The 24484-nt window shown below is 54.6% G+C and carries 24 protein-coding genes, 3 pseudogenes, 2 riboswitches and 1 other annotated feature; of the genes and pseudogenes, 22 read left to right on the forward strand and 5 right to left on the reverse strand.

Features of this window, described 5'->3' with window-relative positions; all coding sequences use genetic code 11:
* The first annotated feature begins 34 nt into the window (after positions 1–34).
* The 4 genes from RJ38_RS14045 to bluB all read left to right on the forward strand — a co-directional run bounded on the left by RJ38_RS14045 (position 35) and on the right by bluB (position 3165).
* Positions 35–601, forward strand: coding sequence for a histidine phosphatase family protein (locus tag RJ38_RS14045; protein ID WP_039019516.1), 567 nt, complete (start codon positions 35–37; stop codon positions 599–601).
* A complete protein-coding gene (locus RJ38_RS14050) occupies positions 598–1437 on the forward strand; it encodes a hypothetical protein (RefSeq protein WP_052245409.1) in 840 nt (279 codons plus the stop codon). Before RJ38_RS14045 ends, RJ38_RS14050 begins: the two co-directional genes overlap by 4 nt.
* Positions 1438–1571: 134 nt before the next feature.
* Positions 1572–2552, forward strand: a complete 981-nt coding sequence (gene cobD / locus RJ38_RS14055; protein ID WP_039019517.1) for a threonine-phosphate decarboxylase CobD — start codon at positions 1572–1574, stop codon at positions 2550–2552.
* Complete coding sequence (gene bluB / locus RJ38_RS14060) at positions 2542–3165, forward strand: 5,6-dimethylbenzimidazole synthase (protein ID WP_039019518.1); 624 nt, start codon at positions 2542–2544, stop codon at positions 3163–3165. The genes cobD and bluB overlap by 11 nt, the downstream gene beginning before the upstream one ends.
* On the opposite strand, the gene RJ38_RS14065 is transcribed toward bluB, so the two are convergent.
* Positions 3162–4610 (reverse strand): cobyric acid synthase, encoded by a 1449-nt coding sequence (locus RJ38_RS14065; RefSeq protein WP_039019519.1) that lies wholly within the window; start codon positions 4608–4610, stop codon positions 3162–3164. The two genes, bluB and RJ38_RS14065, sit on opposite strands and share 4 nt — an antisense overlap.
* 2 nt (positions 4611–4612) lie before the next feature.
* Positions 4613–5233, reverse strand: coding sequence for a cob(I)yrinic acid a,c-diamide adenosyltransferase (gene cobO / locus RJ38_RS14070; RefSeq protein ID WP_039019520.1), 621 nt, complete (start codon positions 5231–5233; stop codon positions 4613–4615).
* Positions 5234–5268: 35 nt separating this feature from the next.
* Positions 5269–5480: riboswitch (cobalamin riboswitch) on the forward strand.
* A 103-nt stretch (positions 5481–5583) separates the two neighbouring features.
* Here cobO and RJ38_RS14080 point away from each other — a divergent pair.
* From RJ38_RS14080 to cobJ, 7 genes and pseudogenes are all read left to right on the forward strand, one after another.
* Positions 5584–5943, forward strand: a complete 360-nt coding sequence (locus RJ38_RS14080) for a DUF1636 family protein (RefSeq protein WP_039019522.1) — start codon at positions 5584–5586, stop codon at positions 5941–5943.
* A gap of 6 nt (positions 5944–5949) precedes the next feature.
* Positions 5950–6984: a cobalamin biosynthesis protein CobW gene (cobW, locus tag RJ38_RS14085; RefSeq protein ID WP_039019523.1), complete on the forward strand. Its 1035-nt coding sequence runs from the start codon at positions 5950–5952 to the stop codon at positions 6982–6984.
* Positions 6985–6990: 6 nt separating this feature from the next.
* A complete protein-coding gene (gene cobN / locus RJ38_RS14090; protein ID WP_039019524.1) occupies positions 6991–10233 on the forward strand; it encodes a cobaltochelatase subunit CobN in 3243 nt (1080 codons plus the stop codon).
* A complete protein-coding gene (gene cobG, locus RJ38_RS14095) occupies positions 10230–11393 on the forward strand; it encodes a precorrin-3B synthase (protein ID WP_039019525.1) in 1164 nt (387 codons plus the stop codon). The genes cobN and cobG overlap by 4 nt, the downstream gene beginning before the upstream one ends.
* Positions 11394–12022, forward strand: a pseudogene (locus tag RJ38_RS14100) (precorrin-8X methylmutase).
* Positions 12023–12024: 2 nt separating this feature from the next.
* Entirely contained in the window at positions 12025–12744 is a 720-nt protein-coding gene (cobI, locus tag RJ38_RS14105; protein WP_039019526.1) for a precorrin-2 C(20)-methyltransferase, read from the forward strand.
* On the forward strand, positions 12741–13478 hold the full coding sequence (gene cobJ, locus RJ38_RS14110; RefSeq protein WP_039019527.1) for a precorrin-3B C(17)-methyltransferase: 738 nt from the start codon (positions 12741–12743) through the stop codon (positions 13476–13478). The genes cobI and cobJ overlap by 4 nt, the downstream gene beginning before the upstream one ends.
* Here the strand turns inward: cobJ and RJ38_RS14115 are convergent.
* Positions 13454–14203 carry a cobalt-precorrin-6A reductase gene (locus RJ38_RS14115; RefSeq protein WP_039019528.1) on the reverse strand — a complete coding sequence of 250 codons (750 nt, stop codon included), beginning with the start codon at positions 14201–14203 and terminating at the stop codon, positions 13454–13456. The two genes, cobJ and RJ38_RS14115, sit on opposite strands and share 25 nt — an antisense overlap.
* On the opposite strand from RJ38_RS14115, the pseudogene cbiE reads away from it, so the two are divergent.
* From cbiE to msrQ, 10 genes and pseudogenes are all read left to right on the forward strand, one after another.
* Positions 14202–15385: pseudogene (gene cbiE, locus RJ38_RS14120) on the forward strand (precorrin-6y C5,15-methyltransferase (decarboxylating) subunit CbiE). The gene RJ38_RS14115 and the pseudogene cbiE overlap by 2 nt on opposite strands.
* Positions 15382–15741, forward strand: a complete 360-nt coding sequence (locus RJ38_RS14125; RefSeq protein ID WP_039019529.1) for a cobalamin biosynthesis protein — start codon at positions 15382–15384, stop codon at positions 15739–15741. The pseudogene cbiE and the gene RJ38_RS14125 overlap by 4 nt, the downstream one beginning before the upstream one ends.
* A complete protein-coding gene (gene cobM / locus RJ38_RS14130) occupies positions 15741–16523 on the forward strand; it encodes a precorrin-4 C(11)-methyltransferase (RefSeq protein WP_039019530.1) in 783 nt (260 codons plus the stop codon). Before RJ38_RS14125 ends, cobM begins: the two co-directional genes overlap by 1 nt.
* A complete protein-coding gene (locus tag RJ38_RS14135; RefSeq protein WP_039019531.1) occupies positions 16523–17833 on the forward strand; it encodes a cobyrinic acid a,c-diamide synthase CobB in 1311 nt (436 codons plus the stop codon). Before cobM ends, RJ38_RS14135 begins: the two co-directional genes overlap by 1 nt.
* Positions 17830–18552: a uroporphyrinogen-III C-methyltransferase gene (cobA, locus tag RJ38_RS14140; protein WP_039019532.1), complete on the forward strand. Its 723-nt coding sequence runs from the start codon at positions 17830–17832 to the stop codon at positions 18550–18552. Before RJ38_RS14135 ends, cobA begins: the two co-directional genes overlap by 4 nt.
* A gap of 13 nt (positions 18553–18565) precedes the next feature.
* A riboswitch (cobalamin riboswitch) is annotated at positions 18566–18778 on the forward strand.
* A 65-nt stretch (positions 18779–18843) separates the two neighbouring features.
* Positions 18844–19521, forward strand: coding sequence for an energy-coupling factor ABC transporter permease (locus tag RJ38_RS14145; RefSeq protein WP_039019533.1), 678 nt, complete (start codon positions 18844–18846; stop codon positions 19519–19521).
* A 63-nt stretch (positions 19522–19584) separates the two neighbouring features.
* Entirely contained in the window at positions 19585–20340 is a 756-nt protein-coding gene (gene cobF / locus RJ38_RS14150) for a precorrin-6A synthase (deacetylating) (protein WP_039019534.1), read from the forward strand.
* A gap of 115 nt (positions 20341–20455) precedes the next feature.
* Complete coding sequence (gene msrP / locus RJ38_RS14155; RefSeq protein WP_039019535.1) at positions 20456–21373, forward strand: protein-methionine-sulfoxide reductase catalytic subunit MsrP; 918 nt, start codon at positions 20456–20458, stop codon at positions 21371–21373.
* A 13-nt stretch (positions 21374–21386) separates the two neighbouring features.
* Positions 21387–21590 (forward strand): GDCCVxC domain-containing (seleno)protein, encoded by a 204-nt coding sequence (locus RJ38_RS19280; protein ID WP_082005759.1) that lies wholly within the window; start codon positions 21387–21389, stop codon positions 21588–21590.
* Positions 21591–21598: 8 nt separating this feature from the next.
* Positions 21599–22204: a protein-methionine-sulfoxide reductase heme-binding subunit MsrQ gene (msrQ, locus tag RJ38_RS14160; RefSeq protein WP_039019536.1), complete on the forward strand. Its 606-nt coding sequence runs from the start codon at positions 21599–21601 to the stop codon at positions 22202–22204.
* A gap of 41 nt (positions 22205–22245) precedes the next feature.
* On the opposite strand, the gene RJ38_RS14165 is transcribed toward msrQ, so the two are convergent.
* Positions 22246–23259 carry a hypothetical protein gene (locus RJ38_RS14165; protein WP_156121877.1) on the reverse strand — a complete coding sequence of 338 codons (1014 nt, stop codon included), beginning with the start codon at positions 23257–23259 and terminating at the stop codon, positions 22246–22248.
* Between RJ38_RS14165 and RJ38_RS18930 the strand changes: the two genes are divergently transcribed.
* Positions 23237–23491 carry a hypothetical protein gene (locus RJ38_RS18930; RefSeq protein ID WP_156121878.1) on the forward strand — a complete coding sequence of 85 codons (255 nt, stop codon included), beginning with the start codon at positions 23237–23239 and terminating at the stop codon, positions 23489–23491. The genes RJ38_RS14165 and RJ38_RS18930 overlap by 23 nt on opposite strands.
* A gap of 33 nt (positions 23492–23524) precedes the next feature.
* Here the strand turns inward: RJ38_RS18930 and RJ38_RS14170 are convergent.
* Positions 23525–24484: pseudogene (locus tag RJ38_RS14170) on the reverse strand (IS3 family transposase); the annotation flags it as partial.
* Positions 24353–24469, reverse strand: a sequence feature (AL1L pseudoknot). It overlaps the preceding pseudogene by 117 nt.

Here is a 24484-nt window from a genome sequence, read left to right on the forward strand (position 1 = left end):
GATATATGCGCGCACGAAAGAGGAAATATACCGAATGGGCCTTCTTGCATCTTCCGTACTGACATTGGTGCGCCATGCCCCTGTTGTGGGCGATGGTTGCATGTATGGGCGGCGTGATTTGGCGGCGAATTGCACAGATGTCGCGGCATTCGCGCAGGTCACGGCGATGCTGCCTACGCCCGCGCGCTTGATTGCCAGTCCCGCAATTCGCTGTATTCAAACGGCAAAAATGCTGTGGCCAAACCAGATGCCTACCCCTGCGTCCGCGCTGTGGGAACAGAATTTTGGTGATTGGGAAGGTCTTCCCTATGCGCAATTGCCCGATCTGGGTGATGTCAGTGCGACTGATCTTGCGGCGTATCGTGGTCATGGCGGCGAAAGTTTCGATGATGTCGTGGCCCGAGTATCCGCTGGTCTGCGCGACATTGCCCGTGAAGGATCCGCCACATGTGTGGTGCATGCAGGCACAATACGCGCAGCGATTGCGATGGCTGTGGGCGCGCCGGGGGCGTTGGCGTTCAGTGTGGATAATTTATCTGCAACGCAAATCACGATTTTGCCCGATGGGGTGGCGATTAACTATGTGAACCGCAGCGCATGAACGAATGTATTGTCTCAGGTCATTTCGGTGAATTGTTACAGGGACGCATGGGCGGATCTGGTCGCGTCGCGCTTATTTCTCTGCCTTGTTCCGCATTGAAGTTGAAGATGACCCATCGCGAAAGTGCAGATTTTTCGGTTCAATTTCATGATCCCATCGGAACCCGTGGGGATGGAATGTCCTATCACGTCGCTGAGCTTCTGCGCAATCTTGGGCAATCTGTTTGTGGCCAGTACAGTTTCACATCTGACATGCCGGCTGGGGGCGGGGCAGGGGTGTCCACGACCATTTTGGTTGCCATTTGCCGTCAGGCGGGGCTTTCGGACCCTCATGAAATCGCGCGTCACTGTCACCAGATCGAAGGGGCAACCGACCCGTTGATGTTTGATCATGCAGAACGGTTTTTGTGGGCCTCGCGGCAGGTCGAGAAATTGGAAGAACTTCCCGCCTTGCCCGCCTTCACCGTGATAGGTGGGTTTGGCCCTGATCTGCGCCGGACGGATCCGCAGGTTTCAGATTTTCCGGATATAACGGATTTGTTGGCCCGTTGGCGACAGGCCGCGCTGGCCCAAGACTTGCCTGCATTGGGGGTTTTAACAAGCCTATCCGCGCAACGGGTTTTGACACAGCAAGGCCTATGGGACGACGATCGCATTCGCCAAGTGGCGCGTGACCTTGGCGCATTGGGGATTGTGGTTGCCCATACGGGGGCGGCACGTGGTTTGATCTTTGCACCGGGAACGGTTCCGGCAAAGGCGCAAAATGCGTTTGAAGATGCTGGTTTTTCGTCTGTTGTGCAGTTCAATGCTGGTGGTCGGACATCTGAACATGATTAGAACGATGATCTATCTTGCCAAAGGCTGCGCAGTTTTGGCATGTCGGGCTTGTGTATTGGCGGTGTTCCATGTTTGTGCAATTCATCGGGGCCGCAGATTTGCCCTGATTTGGGGGGAATATGATGGGGAAGATTATGACGCGTGATCACGGTGGCAATATCGACTGGGCCATTGATACTTATGGCGGTGATCCGGCAGACTGGATCGATCTGTCCACGGGGATCAACCGCGAACCCTATCCGCTGCCGAACCTGTCAGCTGAGGCGTGGACTGCCCTGCCCACCAAGGCAGCTATGGCTGGTTTGAAAGCGGCTGCCGCGAAAGCCTACGGGACACAGGCGGATATTTTACCACTGGCGGGGGCGCAGGCCGCAATCCAAATGCTGCCGCGTTTGCGTGTTGGGAAAACCGCGAAAATTCTTTCACCAACCTATAATGAACACGGTATTTGCGCGCGTGCAGGTGGCTGGAACGTACAAGAGGTCGCGACTTTGGACGCGCTGAAAGGCGCGGATCTGGCGATTGTGGTGAACCCCAATAACCCGGATGGGCAGACGCATAACCCAGACGATATCCTTGCGCTTGCGGGGCATGTTGGCACGTTGGTGGTGGACGAAAGCTTTGGCGACCCAAGGCCCGATTTATCAATCGCGCCCTATGCGGGGACGATTGAAAACCTCTTTGTCTTGCGATCCTTTGGCAAATTTTATGGTTTGGCGGGTGTTCGGTTGGGGTTCTTGCTGGGCCATCCGTCCGCACTTGCTCAAATCGCAGAATTGGCGGGGCCTTGGCCTGTTTCAGGCGTCGCGATTGAAACCGGAATTGCGGCCTTGCAAGATACTGAATGGGGACACCAAACAATCGCGCGGTTGCGTGAGGACACAGCGCGGATGGATCGTTTGGCGGATGCGTATGGTTGGAATTTGGTGGGCGGCTGCGAATTGTTTCGCCTTTATGACACCCCATCCGCAAAGTCTGCACAAGATCATCTGGCGAAATCGCATATTTGGTCGCGTATCTTTCCTTGGTCAGATGGGCTTATTCGTCTGGGGTTGCCAAGCCTGACGGAATGGTCGCGGGTTGAAACGGCATTGGGGGCTGACAATGGAATTTGATCAATCCGCGTCCCAAACTCTGCAAGATATTATGCGCTGGCGTCGTGATGTGCGCCACTTTCAACGTACCCCTTTGAATGACGCCGATCTTGAAGCTTTGCGCGCCTCGATCGACCTTGCTCCATCCGTCGGAAATGCGCGGCCATGGCGGATATTTCGGGTGCAATCTGCGGGTCTTCGCCAGCAAGTGCGTGATGAGTTTGAACGCTGTAATACGAATGCGGCCACCAGTTATGCGCTAAGTGAACGAAGCGCATACATGAAATTAAAGCTGCAAGGCTTGGATCAGGCGCCCGAACATTTTGCGGTGTTCACGGTCACGGACCCCGAAGAAGGACGACGCCTTGGTCGGCGCACGATGCCTGAAACCCTGCGCCAATCCACGGCCATGGCCTTGCACTGCATGTGGTTGATGGCGCGGTCACGCAACATCGGCATGGGAATGGTGTCTATTCTTGATCCCAATCGCGTTGAGGTGATTTTTGACGTGCCAGAGGGTTGGGAATTTGCAGCTTATCTTTGCGTGGGATATCCCGAAACCAAAGACGACACACCCTTGTTACACCGTAGCGGCTGGCAGGGAAATTCAGAATCGCGTTGGACCGACGTTTAACGCGCAAGCCTAAGCAGGCCCGCGACATCCAAATGGGTTTCCATGTGATCCGCGAGGGCATCTAGGGTTTCATCAACCATAGACCCATAAGCAAACGTGCTGGCCTGTGCGCCAAGCGCGTTCAGAAATGCCCCACGAAAATCATCAGCAGAAAATAACCCATGCAGATAGCTGCCCATGACCTGCCCATTCTCTGAGATCGCCCCTTCCGCTTGCCCGTCGATATGGGCAAAGGGGCGGATGCGATCTGGGCCTTCTGTGCGTCCAATGTGTATTTCGTACCCTTCAATCGGGGTGCCGGTTTGGCTGTGTTGCCCGGTGATGCGCGTAAGATGTTTGTCGGATGTCATGATCGTTTCAACATCTAGCAGACCAAGCCCCGGGGTTTCGCCCGCCGCGCCTTCGATCCCATCGGGGTCGCGAATGACTTTCCCAAGCATTTGATATCCGCCACAAATCCCCAGAACATGTCCACCGCGACGCACATGTGCCAGTAGATCAATATCCCAACCTTGTTGACGCAGAAATTCCAGGTCGCCACGGGTGGATTTGCTTCCTGGAATGATCACAAGATCGGTGTCGGCAGGCAGAACTTCCCCAGGTTTGAGCATCCTTAATGCGATGTTTTCATCCAAACCAAGGGGATCAAGATCATCAAAATTGGCAATCCGTGAAAGTCCAAGGCAGACTATTTTATAGCCACCACCGCGGGTTTCCGTTGGCAGATCCAACGCATCCTCGGCAGGCAGTTTTACGGCGTCTTTAAAGAACGGCAGCACACCAAAACCGGGCCAATTGGAACGCTCAGTGATCAGTTTGTATCCATCATCAAACAGGCTGACGTCGCCGCGAAATTTGTTGATGAGAAAGCCCGCGATCATCGCGTTGTCTTCATCAGGCAGCACAAGTTGTGTGCCCAAAATCTGCGCAATAACGCCGCCCCGATCAATATCACCCGCCAAAATAACAGGGACATCAGCGGCACAAGCGAAGCCCATATTGGCGATGTCATTGGCACGTAAATTGACCTCGGCTGGACTGCCCGCGCCCTCAACGATCACCAAATCATATTGAGATTTTAAACGGTTAAAACTGTCGAGGACCGAAGCCATCAAGCTGGACTTTAACCTGGCATAATCACGCGCCCGCGTGGTGGTCAGGCGTTTGCCCTGCACCACAACTTGCGCGCCAGTGTCTGTTTCCGGCTTTAGCAAGATGGGGTTCATATCGGTGTGGGGTTCAAGCCCGCAGGCCATGGCCTGTAAGGCCTGCGCGCGCCCAATTTCACCGCCGTCTGATGTGACGGCGGCGTTGTTTGACATGTTTTGCGGCTTAAAAGGGGCGACGGTCAGGCCACGCCGTTTGGCGGCGCGACAGAGCCCCGCGACCAACATTGATTTGCCGACATTGCTGCCCGCCCCTTGGATCATGACCGCTTTTGACATGCTTAAAATTCAACCCCTTCTTGGGCTTTAATACCATCACGGAATGGGTGTTTGATCATGGCCATCTCGGTCACCAGATCGGCGATTTCGATCAACTCATCCTTGGCGTTGCGCCCAGTCAGAACCACATGGGTCATCGCAGGTTTTTCATCGCGCAAAAACGCCACAACTTCGTTGATATCGATGTAATCATAGCGGATCGCGATGTTGATTTCATCCAACAGAACCATGCGAATCTCAGGATCTCGAATCAATTCCTTGGCTTTCTCCCAACCCTTTTGGGCCGCAGCAATGTCACGCGACTTGTCTTGGGTTTCCCAAGTGAAGCCTTCACCCATGGCGTAAAACTGGCACTGCTCAGAGAAATTTTCTTCGATCAACTTACGTTCGCCCGTCATCCAGGCGCCTTTGATGAATTGCACAACTGCGCTGGGCATATCATGGGCAATACAGCGTAAAATCATGCCAAAACCAGACGAACTTTTGCCTTTTCCCTTGCCCGTATGGACAATGATCAAGCCTTTTTCGCCGTCTTTGGTTTCCATGATTTTATCACGCGCTTTCTTCTTCTTTACCATCTTGGCGGCGTGACGTTCTTCGTCGGTTTTAGGCGTGTTTTCCATGGAAGTATCCGATGCTTGACAAGTGTTGTTATTGCGTACATTGGGGAGATGTTGGTTCCTGTCAAGTGACAGGTGAAAAGGGAATGTTGTGTTTTATTCGCCTGTCGGGTGAAGCAACGACAGCCGCCCCCGCGACCGTGAACAAAGAGGTTTGCATCATGCCACTGGCGAAAGCTGGGAAGGCCGCAAACCATGAGGCAGCCCTCACTTTGCAAGCCGGGAGACCTGCCAGCACCAGAAGCAACGGGCGTACGGGGTGTTCGCAAGCGGCTTGGGGTGGCACTTGATTCCATGTGTATTTCCCTGATCGCCACTGTTCCCCCCAATTGCCCCTGAAGAGGGATTGAAATATGGTTGGAACGACTCTTACTGTCTGTACAACATGCCGCCATGCGGACGCGCCTGAGGGTGAAATTCGCCCTGGCGAAGCACTGTTTGATGCGATCATGGCAGGTGATATTCCCGAAGGTGTCACGGTGAAGGGTGTTAAATGCCTGTCCGCCTGTTCCAACAGCTGCACGGTCGCTGTGACGGGTGGCCCCACTCGCTGGAGCTACGTTTACGGCAACCTTGATCCCGTTGAACATCTCGATGCCATTCTTGATGGTGTCGGTCGTTATGCTCGCACTGATGATGGCATCGTGCCTTGGCGCGAGCGCCCCGAAATTTTCAAACGCCAGTCTATCGCGCGTATCCCCCCGCAGGAGTAAACCCAGATGCAAGATATCAATAAGATCCCCGTCACCGTAATCACCGGCTTTTTGGGCGCGGGTAAAACCACATTGATCACCCATCTTTTGAAGAACCCGCAGGGCAAGCGTCTTGCGGTTTTGGTCAATGAATTTGGCACCGCCGGTGTCGATGGTGACATCTTGAAAACCTGTGCTGATGAAAACTGCCCGGCGGAAAACATCGTTGAATTGGCCAATGGTTGTATCTGTTGCACCGTGGCGGATGATTTCATTCCGACCATCGAACAATTGATGAATATGCCTGAAAAACCAGAACATATCTTGATCGAAACCTCTGGTCTTGCCCTGCCAAAACCCCTTTTGAAGGCGTTTGATTGGCCTGCGATCCGTTCCAAAATCACCGTGGATGGTGTGATCGCTTTGGCTGACGCCGAAGCTGTTGCTGCTGGCCGTTTCGCCAGTGACGTGGCCGCCGTGGATGCGCAACGCGAAGCGGATGACAGTTTGGATCACGAAACACCGCTTTCTGAGGTGTTTGAGGATCAAATCTCATGTGCTGATATCGTGCTTTTGTCAAAAGCCGATCTGGCAGGGGCGGAAGGCCTTGCAAAGGCTGAAGCCATCGTGAACGCGCATACGCCGCGCAAACTGCCGATCATTGCGATGACCGAAGGTGTGATTGATCCACGCGTGTTGTTGGGTCTTGATGCCAAGGCCGAAGACGATCTGGATCAGCGCCCGTCACATCACGATGGGCACGACGATCACGAACATGATGATTTTGAAAGCATCGTGGTGACCTTGCCAGAAATCACAGATCCCAAAGCGCTTGAGGCCGCGATCGTGCGTCTGGCACGCGAACAGAATATCCTTCGCGTGAAAGGTTATATTGCGGTACAAGACAAGCCAATGCGCCTGTTGGTGCAGGCGGTTGGCGAACGTGTGCGCAGCCAGTTTGATCAGCCTTGGGGCGCGCAGCCACGTGTGTCTGAATTGGTCGTAATCGCCGAACATGACCACGTGAACGAAGCTGCCATTCGCGCTGTGTTGGAAGGTTAATCCACAATGCATGTCGTCTTTCGCGAAAGCCATGGGCTTGAGGAAACAGAAACACCGATGGATCTGGGGCAAACGCCTGCGGATCTTGTGGTGTTGTCTTTTTCTGACAGTGACCTTGGGGCTTTTGCGGCGGGCTGGCAGCGTGGCAAAGCAAATCTCCCTCAGGTGCGACTGGCCAATATTGTCGCCCTGAAACATCCGCTTTCGGTGGATACATATGTTGAACAAACCCTGACCGGGGTGAAAGGCATTTTGATCCGTTTGATTGGGGGCGAAAGCTATTGGTCTTACGGGTTGATGCAGATCCAAGACCACGCCCGGCGCAATGGTATTGCGCTAGCGATCCTGCCCGCAGATGGTCGGGCAGATGCGCGTTTGGATGAGCTTTCCACGCTTCCCGTGTCCACATTGCGTCGCTTGCAGCAGTTGTGTGACGCAGGCGGTGCCGTCGCCGCACAGGCCGCTTTGGCGCAACTTGCCTTGGCGGCGGGTCTATATGCCGGGCCTGTTCCTGGCTCAAAAATCATGCCGGAATTTGGTTTTTATCACCCGGATCACGGCGTGGTCACGGCACCTGAAGCAACCGACCGCCCCTTGGTTTTGGTCAGTTTCTATCGCTCCTACCTGACCTCAGCCGATACCAATCCCGTTGATGCGTTGATCGCAGGGCTTGAAGCCCGTGGTTATCACGCTGTGGGCGTTTTTGCGTCCAGTTTGAAAGCGCCCGAGGCGTCAAACTGGATCAAATCACAACTTCAGACCATAAAGCCCGCCGCTATTATCAACGCCACCGCCTTTTCGGCAAAGGGCGCAGATGGGGCCGCGTCCCCCTTAAACGCCACGGATTGCCCTGTCTTCCAGGTCGGCCTGTCCACCGCGCGTAAGTCCGAATGGGGGGGCGCCCATCGCGGTCTATCCCCTGCGGATCTTGCCATGCATGTGGTCTTGCCAGAGGTCGATGGCCGCATTTTTCTAGGTGTCATTAGCTTCAAATCCCCCGGTCCACGCGATGAAGACCTGCAATATTCGCGCTTTATCCACCGGGCTGACCCTTGCCTGATCACCCAAGCCCTTGATCGTGTGTCGGGTTGGTTGACGGTGCAAGATCAGACGATCCCTAAACGTTGTGCCTTGATCCTGTCGACCTATCCCGGCAAAGACTATCAAATTGCCCATGCGGTTGGGCTTGACGCCATCGCTTCCGCGAACAATATCTTGAAACAATTACAACAAGATGGGCAAGACACGGCCCCAATCACGGATTTTGGAAAACGACTTGGCAGTGAACGCGTCACGTGGTCATTGGACGCTTACAAGACGGCGTTGGCAGGGCTGCCACAACAGATGCAAGATGATCTGCAAGAAGTTTGGGGCGCGCCAGACGCTGACCCGCTGTTTCAAAACGATGCGTTCCAATTCCCTGCCATTCGCACCGGGCAGATCCTTGTCGCGCTGCAGCCCGAACGCGGGCAATCTGACACGCGGGTCGATGATTATCACGACATGACCCGCACGCCGCGCCATAGCTATGTTGCGTTTTATCTTTGGCTTCAAACCCAGATCGAGGCGCTTGTTCACATCGGCGCACATGGCACATTGGAATGGCTGCCGGGCAAAGCCGTGGCTTTATCCAATGAATGTTGGCCTCAGATTTTGACGGGCAATCTGCCAGTGATCTATCCGTTTATCGTCAATGATCCGGGCGAAGCGGCGCAGGCCAAACGCCGCATTGGCGCTGTGACCCTTGGGCACTTACCGCCGCCTTTGGTGACATCAGAAACGCCAGATAACCTAACTCGGCTTGAAGGGTTGTTGGATGAATATTCAACAGCTGACGGGCTTGATCCTGCACGCCGTGATCGGTTGATCGATGACATTCAACAGGAAGCGCAAAGCAACGGCCTTGCGGCAGACCTTGGCTTGGGCAGTGACTGTTCCGCAGCCGAAGCCTTAACGCGGATTGACGCATTTGTTTGTGATATCAAAGAAAGCCAATATGGCGATGGGTTGCATATTTTCGGCACAGGTGATTGCGGTGAGGCCGAAAAAAACGGTCTGCGTCAAGCGCTTGCTGGAAAGTTTGTTGCGGCTGGTCCATCCGGTTCGCCCTTCCGTGGTCGTGAAGATGTTCTGCCCACCGGGCGCAACCTGTTCACAACCGATCCCCGCGCGGTTCCATCCCGTTCAGCCCATGCCCAAGGCGTGAAATTGGCCGAAGAATTACTGCGACGCCACCTGCAAGATCACGGTGATTGGCCGAAGTCCCTGGTGATTGATCTATGGGGATCCGCGACCATGCGCACGGCGGGCGAAGAACTGGCCATGGCGATGCATCTGGCGGGGCTTGCCCCCAAATGGGATGAAAACAGCGAACGCGTTGGCGGCTATGACATCTTGCCCTTGGCGCTGTTGGGCCGCCCCCGCATTGACGTGACCCTGCGTGTCTCGGGCCTTTTTCGCGATGTGTTCCCGGGCTTGGCCCAACTGTTTGAAACAGCTGCGCAGGCCTTGGGAGACCGTGACGAAGACCCCGCGAACAATCCTTACCTTGCCAAAGGCACGCGGGTTTTCGGCCCGCGCCCTGGGCAATATGGGTTGAACATGGGCGCGAACCTTGATGACTTCACCGAAGAGGCACGCCAAGCGGCGGGTGAAGCATGGCTAGAAGCGTCATCTTATCCGGTCACCGCCAATGGGGATGCGTCGCCCGAACGCGGCGCAATTGAGGCACGGGTTTTGGCGGCCGATGGTTTTGTGCATTTGCAAGATATGCCTGAAACCGATGTGTTGCTGGCGTCAGATTACGCCGCCCATGAGGCGGGTTTTGCGGCGGCTGTGAAGGCGCTTGGCGGTCAGGCCCCGGCCTTGTACCACCTTGATGCAACCCGCCCCGATCAGCCCAAAGCACGGCTTTTGTCGGAAGAAATTGCCCGCGTTGTACGGGGACGTGCAGCCAACGCGGATTGGGCCAATGGCATGATGCGCCACGGGTTTCGGGGTGCGGCGGAAATCACCGCGACCTTGGATCATTTGGCTGCCTTTTCGCACCTGGCGTCGGTCGTGCCCGCGCATTTGTTTGATCTGTATTTTGATGCAACTTTGGGCCGTGATGATCTTGTGGACTTTATGCAAGAGGCCAACCCACAAGCGCTTGCAGCCTTGCAAGATCGGTTCCGAGAACTGGCAGATGCAGGGCTTTGGGTCACGCGGCGCAACTCGATCTCGGCGCAATTGGATGATCTCACATGAGCGATTTTGAGATCAAAGGTTGGTGCCCTGGTGCGCTGCGCCCGATGCGATCTGGGGATGGTTTTGTCGTGCGTGTGCGCGCACCCAAGAACCGTTTGACCCAATCACAGATTGCGCAGATCTCGGATCTATCGATGCGGTATGGCAATGGAATATTGGACGTTTCTTCGCGCGCGAATCTGCAAATTCGAGGTGTTCAAGATGACACGCATCTGGCCCTGATCAAAGGCTTGCGTGCACTTGGTCTGATTGACGAAACTGTCGATCTGGAAAGCCGCCGCAATATCGTGATGACGCCCTTTTGGCAATCTGGTGATCAAACTGAACAATTGGCGACGGTCATTCTGAACACGCTTGCGTCGTCTGATTATCCACAAACCCCTGGCAAATTCGGTATCGCGATCGACACGGGCCCGACATCGATTTTGCGCGACGTTTCTGCGGATATTCGCATTGAACGCTGCGCTGATGGCCTGATCTGTTTGGCCGATGGTGCGACGCATGGTCGGTTGGTCAACCTAGACAATGTGGCGAATGCGATTTGTGAATTGGCGCATTGGTTCATCGCGGCAGGCGGTGTGACGGATGGGCGTGGCAGAATGCGTGCTTTGGTGCAAAATGGGGTTGAATTACCCGTTGCTTATCGTGCGGCCTTAGCCACCCAAGTTGTTGCAGAGACACCTGAAATCGGCGTTTACCCCGAAGGTGCTATGGTTGGTTTGCCGTTTGGGCAGTTGCACGCCGAGATCTTGAAGCAGTTATCTGAGTTGGGCGGTTTGCGTCTCACACCTTGGCGTATGCTGTTGTTAGAAAATGTGAACTCCATGCCTGATTTGGAAGGTATCCTGACAGATCCAAGCGATCCGCATCAAGATATCATCGCCTGCACGGGCTTGCCTGCTTGTCCACAAGCCAAGGGCAACACGCGCCGCCTTGGTACGCAATTGATCCCGCATTTGGCTGGTAAATCCCCGGTCCATATCAGCGGTTGCGCCAAAGGATGTGCCCAGCCATTTGGTACCGCGACCACGCTGATTATGACTGATACTGAACATTTTGATGTGATCGAGCACGGCACTATTCGTGATACGATTGATCATCCTCACCTGACATTGGATGCGCTTCTGGCGCAGCCCCCATCCCCTTTCAAGAGGCCCTAAATGCCCCATACTTATGTCACCAACGGCGCTGCGATCTATGAAGAAAGCTTTGCCACCATCCGTCGTGAAGCCGACCTTGCGGCTTTAACAAAGACGAAGAATCTGTGGTCGTGCGGATGATCCATGCGGCGGGCCTTGTGGGGCTGGAACGCGATGTGGAATTCTCTGAGGGCATGGCGAAAATCGCGCGGGCAGCCTTGCAAAATGGCGCGCCGATCCTCTGCGACGCCTATATGGTCAGCGAGGGTATCACGCGCCCGCGCCTGCCTGCGAACAATGAGGTCATCTGCACCCTGCGCGATCCGCGCGTGCCGGAAATGGCAAAGGAAATGAGCAACACACGTTCGGCGGCGGCGCTTGAGTTGTGGCGTGACAAATTGGAAGGTGCGGTCGTGGCAATCGGCAATGCTCCAACCGCATTGTTTCACCTGCTGAACATGTTGGAAGACCCGACCTGTCCACGCCCTGCCGCGATCATCGGATGCCCTGTCGGCTTTGTTGGTGCACGCGAATCCAAAGACGCGTTAATGGAAGACCTGCCCGTGCCATCCGTGGTCGTGAAAGGCCGCCTTGGTGGGTCGGCAATTACGGTGGCAGCGGTCAACGCTTTGGCCAGCTGGAAGGAATAAACATGACGGGTATCATCTATGGTGCGGGCCTTGGCCCTGGGGCGCAAGACTTGATGAGCGTGCGCACGGATCGCTTGTTGCGCAACGCCAAACATGTCGCGTTTTTTCGCAAAAAAGGCTATGCGGGCCAAGCGCGGCGCATTGTCGAAGGCATGTTGCGTGAGGACGTGATTGAACATGCGATGGAATACCCGGTGACCACTGAAATTCCGGTGACCGACCCGCGTTACAACGAAATTCTGGCTGAGTTCTATGAGGATTGGTCTGCGCGTCTCAAAGAGATCGCCAAGACTGAAGACGTGGTTGTGCTTTGCGAAGGTGACCCGTTTTTCTATGGTTCTTTTATGCATTTGTATAACCGATTGGAAGCCGTCACGCCGATGCAGGTTATCCCTGGCATCACCGGCATGTCCGCCTGTTGGACCGCCACGGGGCAGCCGATCACCTGGGGCGATGACGTGTTGACTGTCGTCATGTCGACCCTGTCTGAGGATGAAATCACCGCGCGCGCAAAGAATAGCGATGCTTTGGTGTTCATGAAAATCGGACGCAACCTGCCAAAACTGCGCAATGCGTTGGAACGTGCTGGTCGCTTGGATGAGGCATGGATTGTGGAACGCGGTGCCATGCCGGATCAAACTGTGCAAAAACTGGTCGATTTTGAGGGCAAAGCGCCGTATTTCTCGATTGTCGTTATCCATGGGCAGGGACGCAGACCATGACGGGCTGGGTGAAAATCGCAGGTCTTGGGCCGGGGAAAGAGACCCTGGTCACCGAAGAAGTCCGTTTGATCTTGGCCGAGGCCACGGATGCGGTCGGCTACTTCCCCTATGTCGCCCGCGTGCCGGAACGCGATGGTCTGACCCTACATGGCAGTGACAACCGCGTTGAAGTAGACCGCGCCTTGCATGCGCTTGAGATGGCTGAAAACGGTCAAAAAGTTGTTGTTGTATCATCTGGTGATCCCGGCGTGTTTGCGATGGCCTCAGCCGTATTTGAAGCGATGGAAAAAGACGCAGATCGCTTTGCGGAGATTGACGTCGAAGTCCTGCCCGGCATCACGGCGATGTTGGCGGGGGCCGCACGTTTGGGCGCGCCTTTGGGTCATGATTTTGCTGCGATCAACCTGTCAGACAACCTAAAGCCTTGGGATATCATCGAAAAACGACTGCGTCTTGCGGGGCAGGCGGGCTTTGCGATGGCGTTCTACAATCCGCGATCCAAAAGTCGCCCGCATCAGTTTGCGCGTGCCTTGGAAATTTTGCGCGAAGAATGTGGTGGGGATTGCCTGATCTCATTTGCACGCAATGTCAGCTTGCCGGATGAGACCTTGAACACCGTCGCCCTGGCCGAGGCCACGCCCGAAATGGCGGACATGCGCACGGTGGTTATTGTCGGCAATCCGCAGACGCGACGCATTGGGAAATACATTTACACGCCACGGTTCGCCGAATGATCCAGCCACGTCATCACATCATCAACATTGCTAAAAACCTGGCGCGCGGGAATGAAGGGGCGATCAATCATGATCACCTTCAGGCCCAAGGTGCGCGCGGCCTCCAGCTTGGCCTGCGCGCCAATGCCACCGGCGTTTTTGGAAATGATGATTTTGATGTCGTGGTCTTTCAAAAGCGTCAAATCCCCAGCCAGATCAAACGGTCCGCGCGCGATAACCGCATGGGCGTTGAGCATCGGCAGCGGATGGGTGGGCTTGTCCACCAAACGCAGCAAATAGCGGTGCTCCGGGCGCGTGGCAAAGACATCAATATGTTGTTTTCCAATCGCCAAAAAGACCTGCGTGGGATCACTTGGCAAGGCATCACAGGCCGCTTGGATATCCGCAACAGATTGCCAATTGTCACCGGCTCCCGCCTGCCACGGCGCGCGTTCGAAACCAGCCAGATTGACCTGCGTCGTCGCGCAAGCACTCACGGCATTGGTGCTCATCTGGGCAGCAAACGGGTGCGTGGCATCAATCACATGGGTGATGTTTTCGGTCCGCAAGAAATCGCTCAAACCGTCCACCCCGCCAAAGCCGCCAACACGTGTCGGCAAGGGCTGCGCGACGGGGTTTGCCGTGCGTCCGGCGTAGGAAAACAGCACGTCATAATCCGTGTTGGCCAAGTGATGGGCCAAACGCGTGGCCTCTGTGGTGCCGCCAAGCAAAAGGATGCGTGTCATGTCTGATCCGTGGTTAAGCATTATTGGAATTGGTGAAGATGGCTTAGCGGGTTTATCCCAGCAAAGCCAGCAGGCGTTGGAGGACGCCGAGGTGGTTTTTGGCGGGCCGCGCCATTTGGAATTGGGACACGCAGGCGCGCGCGGCCAAGCATGGCCGGTGCCTTTCTCTGTCGATCCGGTTCTGGCCTTGAAAGGCCGAAAGGTTGCGATGCTCGTGTCTGGTGATCCGTTTTGCTTTGGTGGTGGAACCAGTGTGACGCAACACCTGACGCCTGAGGATTGGATCGCATTTCCCGCGCCTTCAACATTCTCGCAGGTGTGCGCACGCCTTGGTTGGCGTCTTGAAACCACGCATACATTCGGCTTGCATGCCACGCCTTTTGCGCATCTGCGACCTGTGATCCACGATGGTCAGCGCGTCATTTGCTTGATGCGTGACGCGCGGCACCGGGTGAGCTTGCCCAATGGCTGTCCGCGCGTGGTTTTGGGGAAACGACAATGAACGTGTTGGAATCTGTGGGCGGTCCACGCGAAAGGATACGCGCGCAAATGGCGTCACAGTTTGCCCTGTCCGATGTCACAGCCCCAGTTGTTGTTGCGCTGGACTTGCGCGGCAAAGGCATATCGCGCGCCAGTGGTCTTGCCGATGCGGAATTTCACCATGATGGGCAGATCACCAAACGCCCAGTGCGCGCGATGACATTGTCGGCACTTGCCCCGCGTGATGGCGAAGTTCTTTGGGATTTGGGCGCGGGATCAGGGTCTATTTCAGTGGAATGGTGCCTTTCTGCCCCGATGTGTCAAGCCGTTGCAGTGGAACAGCACAGTACACGCGTGGCCAATATTCGATCCAATATCACCGACTTTGGGCTGGAACGTCGTATGCAAGTGCATGAGGGATCAACATTGGATTTGCTTGGTCAACTTCCTGACCCGGATGCTGTGTTCATTGGCGGTGGGGCGAATGCGGATTTGCTGGATCGCCTTTGGGACCGTATCACTGAAGGCACGCGACTGGTGATCAATTCCGTGACGTTAGAAACCGAAGCCCTTCTGATCGCGCGTCATCAAAGCTTTGGTGGAACGCTTATGCGCCTTGAAATCTCTGATGCCGGCGCGTTGGGTTCCATGCGTGGCTGGAACGCGTCGCGACCCGTGGTACAATGGAGCGTGACACGATGATCGTTGCAGGTATCGGTTACAGATCTCAGACGCCAATCGCGTCTCTAATCCGCGCATTAGAGACTATTGATGTCGTGCCAGACTTGCTGGCCTGTGGCGAAAATAAACGTGATACCGACCAAATATTTGCCCTTGGGAAAGCCCTCAACCTGCCTGTTGAACTGGTCCCTATGGATCAACTTCCGCAGCAAAGCTGCGACACCCAATCTGAAACAATCTCTGCCCGTTTCCAAACCGGAAGCTATTCTGAAGCCTGCGCATTGGCCGCAGCAGGCGAGGGGGCGACACTTCTTACACCGCGACGTGTCTTGGCCGATGGTCAAGTCACGATAGCGATCGCAAAAGGACCTAGTTGATGACTGTACATTTTATAGGCGCGGGGCCTGGGGCTGCGGATCTGATCACCTTGCGCGGGCGTGATTTGATTGCGGCCTGTCCTGTGTGTCTTTACGCGGGATCACTTGTGCCCGAAGCCTTGCTGTCGCATTGCCCTGAAGGCGCGCAGATCGTGAACACAGCACCAATGTCGCTGGATGAGATCATGGAGATCATCGCAAAAGCCCATGAAAACGGCCATGATGTGGCGCGTTTGCATTCGGGTGATCTGTCAGTTTGGTCCGCGATGGGCGAACAATTGCGTCGCTTGCGTCAGCTTGAAATCCCTTATGATGTGACACCAGGTGTGCCGTCTTTTGCAGCAGCTGCTGCGGCGTTAGAAACGGAATTGACCCTGCCGGGTGTTGTGCAATCCTTGGTGTTGACGCGCACATCCGGGCGGGCGACGGCCATGCCGGAAAACGAAACCCTGGCCAATTTCGCCCGCACAGGTGCGACCCTGGCTATTCACCTATCTGTGCATGTGTTGGGCAAGGTCATTGATGAACTTACACCGCATTATGGGGCTGATTGCCCGGTGGCTGTCGTGTATCGCGCGACCTGGCCGGATGAACGTGTTGTGCGTGCAACTTTGGGCACCTTAGCGCATGAATTGGGCGAAGAATTGGGACGCACCGCGTTGATCCTTGTCGGGCATGCCCTGGGCAATGACGATTTTGAAGAGAGCAGATTATACGCAGGCGATTATGATCGTCGTTACCGCCCCGTCGGCACTGAACCCCGTTTCCCGGAGGAAAAATAATGCTACCACCCGGTTTGATGATCTCGGCCCCTGCCTCTGGCACGGGAAAAACGACCCTAATGCTGGGACTTTTGGGTGCTTTTCGGGCGCAGGGCCTGGCGGTTCACCCGTTTAAATCAGGTCCCGACTATATTGATCCAGGTTTTCACCGTGCGGCAAGTGGACGATTCTCGGTCAACCTTGACACTTGGGCGATGCAAGAAGGCCTGTTGGGCAACCTGCTGGATCGTTCTGAAGGTGCTGATCTTGTTCTTGCTGAAGGGTCCATGGGGTTGTTTGACGGCGTGGCCAAGCCTGGCGCGACGGGCAATGGATCCAGCGCGGACATCACCGCAAAAGCCGGCTGGCCTGTGGTTTTGATCTTGGATGTCTCAGGTCAGGCGCAAACCGCGGCCGCCGTCGCCATGGGCTTTGGTCAGATGCGCGACGATGTCGAGCTGGCGGGCGTGGTGTTGAACCAGGTCGCAAGCCCGCGCCACGAGATGCTATTGCGCGAAGGCATGAAACAAGCAGGCATTCCGGTGTTTGGCGCCCTGCCCCGACGCAAAAATGTGTCCATGCCGGAACGCCATCTTGGCCTTGTGCAGGCAGAAGACCAAACTGATCTGTACCGCACAATTGAGGAGGCGACCGCCTTTATCAATGAACACATTGATCTGGATGCGTTGCGCACAGCGGCAAAGCCCACAAACCGTCTAACGGGCGATGTGACGAAAACACCCCCTCCTGGTCAACGCATTGCTTTGGCGCGTGATGTGGCGTTTTCTTTCGTCTATCCGCATTTGATCGACAGCTGGCGTGCGCAGGGCGCAGAAATTCTGCCATTTTCGCCGCTTGCCGATGAAGCCCCCGACGCCAGCGCCGATGTCTGTTGGTTGCCTGGTGGCTATCCTGAATTACACGCCGGGCGTTTGGCGGCCGCGCAGAACTTCCGCAACAACCTGAAAACCTTCGCGCAAACCCGGCCGGTGCACGGCGAATGCGGGGGCTATATGGCGATGGGCGAGGCTTTGATCGACAAAGAAGGCGTCCGCCATGAAATGGTTGGGCTGCTCGGCTTGGTCACATCTTATGCCAAGCGCAAAATGCACCTTGGTTACCGGATGGCGGAATTGAACATCCCGCTTGCGAATATGCAGCCGGGTCGGGTTTTGCGTGGTCATGAATTCCATTATTCCACGATTCTTGAACAACCAGATACCCCGCTGGCCACCGTACGTGATGCCAATGGCGAGTTGGTGCCTGAAACCGGATCTGTGCGCGGGCTTGCCTCGGGCACGTTCTTCCATCTCATTTCGGAGGCCGTATGAGTTTTGTAAGTTTTGTATCTTCTGGGCCGGGTGATCCTGAGCTTCTGACCGTGAAAGCCGTGAAACGTTTGGAAGAGGCAGATGTGATCCTGTTTGACGATCTGTCATCCGGGCCGATCCTGTCGCATGCGCGCGAAGATGCGGATTTGATCGGCGTTGGCAAACGTGCTGGGCGTCCATCGCCTTCGCAAGACCACGTCAGTCGCCTGCTGGTGGATCACGCGAAAACCGGCATGAAAGTGGTGCGTTTGAAATCTGGCGACAGCGGCATTTTTGGCCGTTTGGAAGAAGAAATCACTGCGCTGAATGAGGCCGATATTGATTTCGAAATCATCCCTGGTGTCACCAGTGCTTCTGCTGCTGCTGCTGCTGCGGGCATTCCGCTCACGCGGCGTGGCACCGCACGTCGCCTTCAGTTTGTCACCGGTCATGATCTGACGGGTGAATTGCCAGATGGGCTTGATCTGCAAGCACTGGCCGACCCTGGTGCAACGACGGTTGTCTATATGGGCAAACGCACCTTTTCCAAGATGGTTGGAAAGCTGAAAGAATTTGGTCTCAGTGGTGAAACGCCCACTTTGTTGGCCGAAGCCGTATCTACGCCGGATCAAAAATTGTCACGCATGCCTTTGGATGCGCTGATTGAAAAGCTGACCTCGGAAACAAGTACAACACCTGCGCTTATTCTATACGGTCCCCTCGCTGTTGAGGGGCCTTGATAGAAAAGACGACTTTAACATAGAAATTCAACGGTTCTCAACGGCCCAGAAAAGCCAGAGATGAAAAGGGAATACGGTCAGGATTAGCCAAAAGGCGCCAAAGCCGTAACTGCCCCCGCAACTGTAGGCGGCGAGCAATGCCAAGATACCACTGACCCTAGGGTTGGGAAGGTTGGCCACGCTTCGACCCGCAAGTCAGGATACCTGCCGTGAATGCCGGGCATTTGCCCATTCACCTGCCGCTTGCGGCTATAACTATGACCGTCGGGGAAGACGGTCGGGAGACAAAATATGCATATTGAAGCTGGCGTCGTTGAAGGCGCAAAAATGGCACTTGGTTACGCAACCGCTGCGGGCGCTGCATCTTATAGTGCGAAATTGGCATGGGTCACGGTGCGCGATAACGGTGTTGTGAAACTGGCTCTGAGCAGCTTGATCGCAACGGTTCTCGTGTTCTCGTTCTTCGAAATCCTGCCACATTACCCGGTAGGCGTTTCAGAGGTTCACTTTATACTGGGATCGACCTTGTTCTTGCTTTTTGGTGGGGCACCGACTGCCATCGCACTTGCACTTGGCCTGTTGTTCCAAGGTATGCTCTTTGCGCCGTTTGATTTGCCACAATACGGTATCAATCTGACGACCTTGCTGGTTCCATTGTTTGCTTTGCAGGCATTGGCGAAGAGGGTCATCGCACCGAACACAGCTTATGTTGACCTGAAATATACGCAGGCTTTGGCGCTTTCTACCGCGTACCAAGGTGGCGTTGTGGCTTGGGTTGCGTTTTGGGCGTTCTACGGTCAAGGCTTTGGCGCGAACACAATGGCATCTGTAGTGACTTTCGGCGGCGCGTATATGCTGGTTGTTCTGATCGAGCCAATTGCAGATTTGGCTGTTCTTGCGGGTGCGAAATCCTTGCGCGGCCTAGAAATATCCGGTCTGTTCACACCACGCCTTTATGCGGATGCATAAACGACTATAATATAGCACACAGGCGGCCCCTTTCTGGGGCCGTTTTTTACTTCGGGGACGCTTATGATTACACTTACTCTTGTTGGCATCGGGTCGGGCAACCCTGAACATCTGACATTACAGGCCGTGCGTGCCCTGAATGATGCTGATCTGATCCTGATCCCAGAAAAGGGCAAAGCCAAGGATGAGTTGGCACAAGTGCGTCGTGAAATCTGCGCCAATGTTCTGACCTCTGATGTTCACATCCAAGGGTTCGATTTGCCGATCCGAAACGAGGCGATCACAGATTACGACGCCCGTGTGAATGATTGGCACGATCGGATCGCGGTGATTTGGAAGCAGCAGATCGATGCACATCTTCCTGACGGGGGCAAAGTTGCCTTCTTGGTTTGGGGGGATCCGTCTTTATACGACAGTACCCTTCGCATTGCTGATCGAATCCAAGCGAACATGCCCTTGGATGTGAAAGTGATCCCTGGAATCACATCTATTCAGACTTTGACGGCAGCACATGCGATCCCCGTGAACACGATCAACGGGCCTTTTGTCGTTACAACCGGCCGCCGCTTGCGTGACGAAGGCCTGCCTGCGGGCATCGAGAATGTGATTGTAATGCTGGATGGTGAATGTTCCTTTACAGGGCTGAATCCCGATGGCTTGCACATTTATTGGACAGCCTATGCGGGCATGGAAGGCGAGATTAACCTGTCTGGCCCCCTGTCGGAAATTACTGATGAGATCATCGCGACGCGCAAAGCTGCCCGCGAAGATCGGGGCTGGGTGATGGATATCTACATGCTGGTGCGGTCAACACCATAAGGCATTTGGCGGAATTGTTACAGTTCACCAACGCAGACGTGACATGAGTTTGTTTGGTTCTTAACGCCATTGCGCGTAGATATGGGACAACACCCAATCTGCCGGAGTATCCCGAATGTCTTTTAAACCTGATCTTAACTGGTCCGATGTTACGCCTAAGTCGCAATTTATGAATCGTCGCCAGCTGATCAAAGGTGCAGCAGGTGCGGTCGCGCTGGGCAGCATCGGTGGTGCTGCTCATGCGCGTGGTAAATATGCGGTGGAAGGTGTGGACGAGGTGAACAGTCTGTCAGACATTACCAATTACAATAACTTCTATGAATTCGGCACTGGCAAAGAAGACCCGGCGCGTAATGCTCATACACTGACAACTGATCCTTGGACCGTAAAGATCGATGGTCTGGTGGATCGCCCTGGTGACTATGATCTCGCTGACATTCTAAAGCGTGTGAATATTGAGGAACGCATTTATCGTTTCCGCTGTGTTGAAGCTTGGTCCATGGTGATCCCTTGGAACGGATTTGAACTGAACCAACTTCTGAACCACGCGGGTATTCAGTCCGGCGCGAAATATGTCGCCTTTGAAACTCTGTTGCGCCCCGAAGAAATGGTTGGGCAACGGTCGCGCACCTTGGATTGGCCGTATCGCGAAGGGCTGCGTCTGGATGAGGCGATGAATCCGCTGACTTTGATGGCGACCGGCCTGTATGGCGAAGACCTTCCAAATCAAAACGGCGCCCCCCTGCGTTTGGTCGTGCCGTGGAAATATGGCTTCAAATCCATCAAATCCATCGTGCGGATCACCTTGACGGATACTCAACCCGATACCTCCTGGAACATGACGAATGCGCGTGAATATGGTTTCTATTCCAATGTGAACCCAGAGGTCGATCACCCCCGCTGGTCACAAGCGTCCGAGCGAAAAATCGGTGGTGGCCTGTTTTCCAGCCGTCAGGATACGCTGATGATGAACGGCTATTCTGAATATGTGGATAGCATGTATGCGGGCATGGATTTGCGCGCGAACTTCTAAGATTGATGTCGCAATGGAACTGAACGCAACCATCACCTGCCCCAATTGCAAATTTGCGAAAACTGAACGCATGCCAACAGAGGCGTGCCAATGGTTCTATGCCTGCACATCTTGCGGGACGCTTATGCGACCAAAGGAAGGTGATTGCTGCGTGTTCTGTTCTTATGGGGACAAAAAATGCCCACCGGTTCAGGCCGGTGATGGATGCTGTGAGTGACAATATATATGCAACACGTTTTTGCCCCAATTTTTAACCCTGTCAATCAAGCCACACGTCGCGTTCCATCATGGGCCGTGTACGCGCTGGGCGCTGTGCCATTTATCTGGCTGGTCGCACAATTGTTCGCCGGACAGCTTGGCGTTGATCCTGTGAAGGCGATTGAACACCAGCTTGGCGAATACGGGCTCTACTTTCTGGTGGGTGGTCTCGCGATCACACCTGCACGTAAACTGCTTGGGCTGAACCTGATCAAATACCGCCGCGCAATCGGCGTTTTGGCGGCGCTCTATATAACAGCGCATCTTGCGACTTGGTTGGTGCTCGATATTCAGCTGCGTTGGGGCGAGATTTCGGCCGACATCCTAAAGCGCCCATATATTACCATTGGTATGGTCAGCTTTCTGATGATCCTTCCGCTGGCGTTTACCTCCAACAACTTGTCACTGCGCAAACTTGGTCCCTTGAAATGGCGCAACCTTCATAAGCTCACATATATAGCCGTGCCTTTGGCGGCGGTTCATTTCGTGATGATCGTCAAAGGATGGCAACCCGAACCCCTGATCTGGCTTGGGGTGATAGTGGCGCTTTTGTTGCTACGGCGCATAAAGTAGGACAAAGCCCATTGTCGGCAACAATGGGCTTTGCTTGCATATCAGTTCTTACAGACGGTGAATTTGTACTCTTGCTCAAAGGTGTCGTAGTGATGTGTGACGTCAAAACACAGCCCAACAACACGTAAGATCCAATCGCCTGGTGGCAAGCCGCGATTGATGATCATTGCATCCCGTGACACGCAGGTCTCTTCGCCATCCACGCATGGGCCAATATCACCAAAGCAGATCGGTCCCGTCGGCCATATCTTTGAAGAGGGGCTGCCATCCGGCAGGTTGGGTGCAACCACCCCATCTTGATCGACGATCACCAAGGCCGAGATACGCACATTGCGCAAAGTTACATTTCCATAGCAATTGCAGATCGTGATGAAGACTTCTTCATGGTCGTCCCCTTCCATGCAATCACATGCGGAATCCCCCCAGCTGATATGAATACAGGGGGAAATATCGGGGATATCAGCCCTTGCACAGCCTACACCACAGCCGTCGCAAATAGCGCTGGACAGTATATCGACGTAAAGTTCTTCTGATATGTCTGTCATATTTGATGTGATGACCGTGCGCCCGCCCGTTTGATCTGACATCATGTGATAATGCGGGGCGACCGGCGATGTTGGAGGGCCAATGTAATGGGTAAATACCGAAACATTGTTTGAATTTGCCGTGGCAATGGCAAGCTGTGCAGCGGAAAGCGACGCGGCAACGGAATGGTTGATCGAATCCAAACGCTCGTCACTTATATACAGTATGGCGCGACAGTGATCTTCTGCCCAGGCGTGTTTTTCACTGAGGTCGGCAATTGCCTTTCCCCCTTGTTCACCTTCATAGCCGCGGTCTCCGTCCGTGCGAAACGGCCCGCTGGCTCCACTGGCCAGCAGAAAATCTTCATGGCTTTGATCAAAGGGGCTTATGGAATAATCACCGGGGCCTTGGCCGCGGTCATTCCCATCAACAAACAGATAGTGAACTTTTGCATTTGCGGCGCAGGTATCGATCGCCTGCGCTTCGGCATCCCGAGCAATTTCACTGATGATTGTCGCCGCCGTCTTCATTGAACCACTGCTGTCGATCAATACAATCAACTCGACTCCTTCACTTGCGCTGCCGCTTCCGCCGCAGGGGCAGTCATCAGTTTTAACCACGGATGTCATCGCATGGCTTTTCTCGGCAGACTTCCTGCCGAGCCACTCGTTAACTTCCTGGATGAGCGCACCACACCCTTTTTCAGAGGTGCGTGTTGTTGACCTTGTGCTGGCCCATGGGAAAATATTCATAACAGTATGAACCAGACCGGGTTTATCGGAGACAGTTGAGTTCCTATTCTGCGGCGAGAGTAACAGTGTTCAGGCTGTCATAGAAGTTCCTTTCTGCATGTGCTGGAGCAATGTATCCGATGGGTCCAAAGCGGCGTTCGTGATTGAACCAATGGACCCAATCGAGCGTGGCAAATTCGACGTCTTTTTTGCCTTGCCAAGGGCCCTCATGTTCAATGACCTCAGCCTTGTAGAGGCCATTAATTGTCTCGGCCATCGCATTGTCATAGCTGTCACCAACGCTGCCGACTGAGGGATCAATTTTGGCTTCCTCAAGCCGTTCAGTGTATTTGATCGACAAATATTGAACGCCCCTGTCACTGTGATGAATAAGTATTTTGGGGTCCGGTTGACGCGCAGCCAGCGCCTGGTTCAAAGCATCAAGCACCATCTGGGCATTGGGAGAAGAAGAGACTTTCCAGCCAACAATGTAGCGCGCAAAGACATCAATGATAAACGCCACATACACAAAGCCGACTGCGGTCCTGACGTAGGTAAAGTCTGCAACCCACAAGATGTTCGGGGCCGGTGCTTTGAATTCTCGGTTCACTTTGTCTTCAGGGCATGGCAAGGCAGGGTTGCTTTTCGTCGTAGTCACCTTTCCGCGTGTAATTCCCTGTATCCCCATGCTTTTCATAAGGCGAACAACCGTGCAACGGGCGACGACAAACCCATCGTCGAGCAAGTCATGCCAGATCTTAACCGCCCCATAGCGCTTCCCGCTATTCTCCCAGAAATGGGTGATCCTAGTCATTATGATGGCATCACGCTTTGCTCGATCCGATGCCTTCTTGGGATAACGATCAATCGACTTGCGGTGGTAATAGGTGGAAGGCGCGATCGGCAAAACATTGCAAATCACCTCGACGCCAAGATGATCACGGTGGTCATCTATAAACATGATCATCTCTTCCGTAGGCGGTCGAGGTCCGCCGCCGCGAAAAAAGCTGACGCCTTACGAAGG

The sequence above is a fragment of the Halocynthiibacter namhaensis genome (genome assembly GCF_000812685.1).
GTDB classification, from domain to species: domain Bacteria; phylum Pseudomonadota; class Alphaproteobacteria; order Rhodobacterales; family Rhodobacteraceae; genus Halocynthiibacter; species Halocynthiibacter namhaensis.

Coding starts and splice junctions, on each gene's coding strand:
- cobI (WP_039019526.1), top strand. CDS start 12,025: ATGACGGGTATCATCTATGGTGCGGGCCTTGGCCCTGGGGCGCAAGAC.
- cobN (WP_039019524.1), top strand. CDS start 6,991: ATGCATGTCGTCTTTCGCGAAAGCCATGGGCTTGAGGAAACAGAAACA.
- cobD (WP_039019517.1), top strand. CDS start 1,572: ATGACGCGTGATCACGGTGGCAATATCGACTGGGCCATTGATACTTAT.
- RJ38_RS14135 (WP_039019531.1), top strand. CDS start 16,523: ATGCTACCACCCGGTTTGATGATCTCGGCCCCTGCCTCTGGCACGGGA.
- cobG (WP_039019525.1), top strand. CDS start 10,230: ATGAGCGATTTTGAGATCAAAGGTTGGTGCCCTGGTGCGCTGCGCCCG.
- cobW (WP_039019523.1), top strand. CDS start 5,950: ATGCAAGATATCAATAAGATCCCCGTCACCGTAATCACCGGCTTTTTG.
- RJ38_RS14145 (WP_039019533.1), top strand. CDS start 18,844: ATGCATATTGAAGCTGGCGTCGTTGAAGGCGCAAAAATGGCACTTGGT.
- RJ38_RS14115 (WP_039019528.1), bottom strand. CDS start 14,203: ATGACACGCATCCTTTTGCTTGGCGGCACCACAGAGGCCACGCGTTTG.
- RJ38_RS14045 (WP_039019516.1), top strand. CDS start 35: ATGGGCCTTCTTGCATCTTCCGTACTGACATTGGTGCGCCATGCCCCT.
- RJ38_RS14080 (WP_039019522.1), top strand. CDS start 5,584: ATGGTTGGAACGACTCTTACTGTCTGTACAACATGCCGCCATGCGGAC.
- bluB (WP_039019518.1), top strand. CDS start 2,542: ATGGAATTTGATCAATCCGCGTCCCAAACTCTGCAAGATATTATGCGC.
- cobJ (WP_039019527.1), top strand. CDS start 12,741: ATGACGGGCTGGGTGAAAATCGCAGGTCTTGGGCCGGGGAAAGAGACC.
- RJ38_RS19280 (WP_082005759.1), top strand. CDS start 21,387: ATGGAACTGAACGCAACCATCACCTGCCCCAATTGCAAATTTGCGAAA.
- RJ38_RS14165 (WP_156121877.1), bottom strand. CDS start 23,259: ATGAAGACGGCGGCGACAATCATCAGTGAAATTGCTCGGGATGCCGAA.
- RJ38_RS18930 (WP_156121878.1), top strand. CDS start 23,237: ATGATTGTCGCCGCCGTCTTCATTGAACCACTGCTGTCGATCAATACA.
- RJ38_RS14065 (WP_039019519.1), bottom strand. CDS start 4,610: ATGTCAAAAGCGGTCATGATCCAAGGGGCGGGCAGCAATGTCGGCAAA.
- cobO (WP_039019520.1), bottom strand. CDS start 5,233: ATGGAAAACACGCCTAAAACCGACGAAGAACGTCACGCCGCCAAGATG.
- RJ38_RS14050 (WP_052245409.1), top strand. CDS start 598: ATGAACGAATGTATTGTCTCAGGTCATTTCGGTGAATTGTTACAGGGA.
- msrQ (WP_039019536.1), top strand. CDS start 21,599: ATGCAACACGTTTTTGCCCCAATTTTTAACCCTGTCAATCAAGCCACA.
- cobF (WP_039019534.1), top strand. CDS start 19,585: ATGATTACACTTACTCTTGTTGGCATCGGGTCGGGCAACCCTGAACAT.
- RJ38_RS14125 (WP_039019529.1), top strand. CDS start 15,382: ATGATCGTTGCAGGTATCGGTTACAGATCTCAGACGCCAATCGCGTCT.
- cobM (WP_039019530.1), top strand. CDS start 15,741: ATGACTGTACATTTTATAGGCGCGGGGCCTGGGGCTGCGGATCTGATC.
- cobA (WP_039019532.1), top strand. CDS start 17,830: ATGAGTTTTGTAAGTTTTGTATCTTCTGGGCCGGGTGATCCTGAGCTT.
- msrP (WP_039019535.1), top strand. CDS start 20,456: ATGTCTTTTAAACCTGATCTTAACTGGTCCGATGTTACGCCTAAGTCG.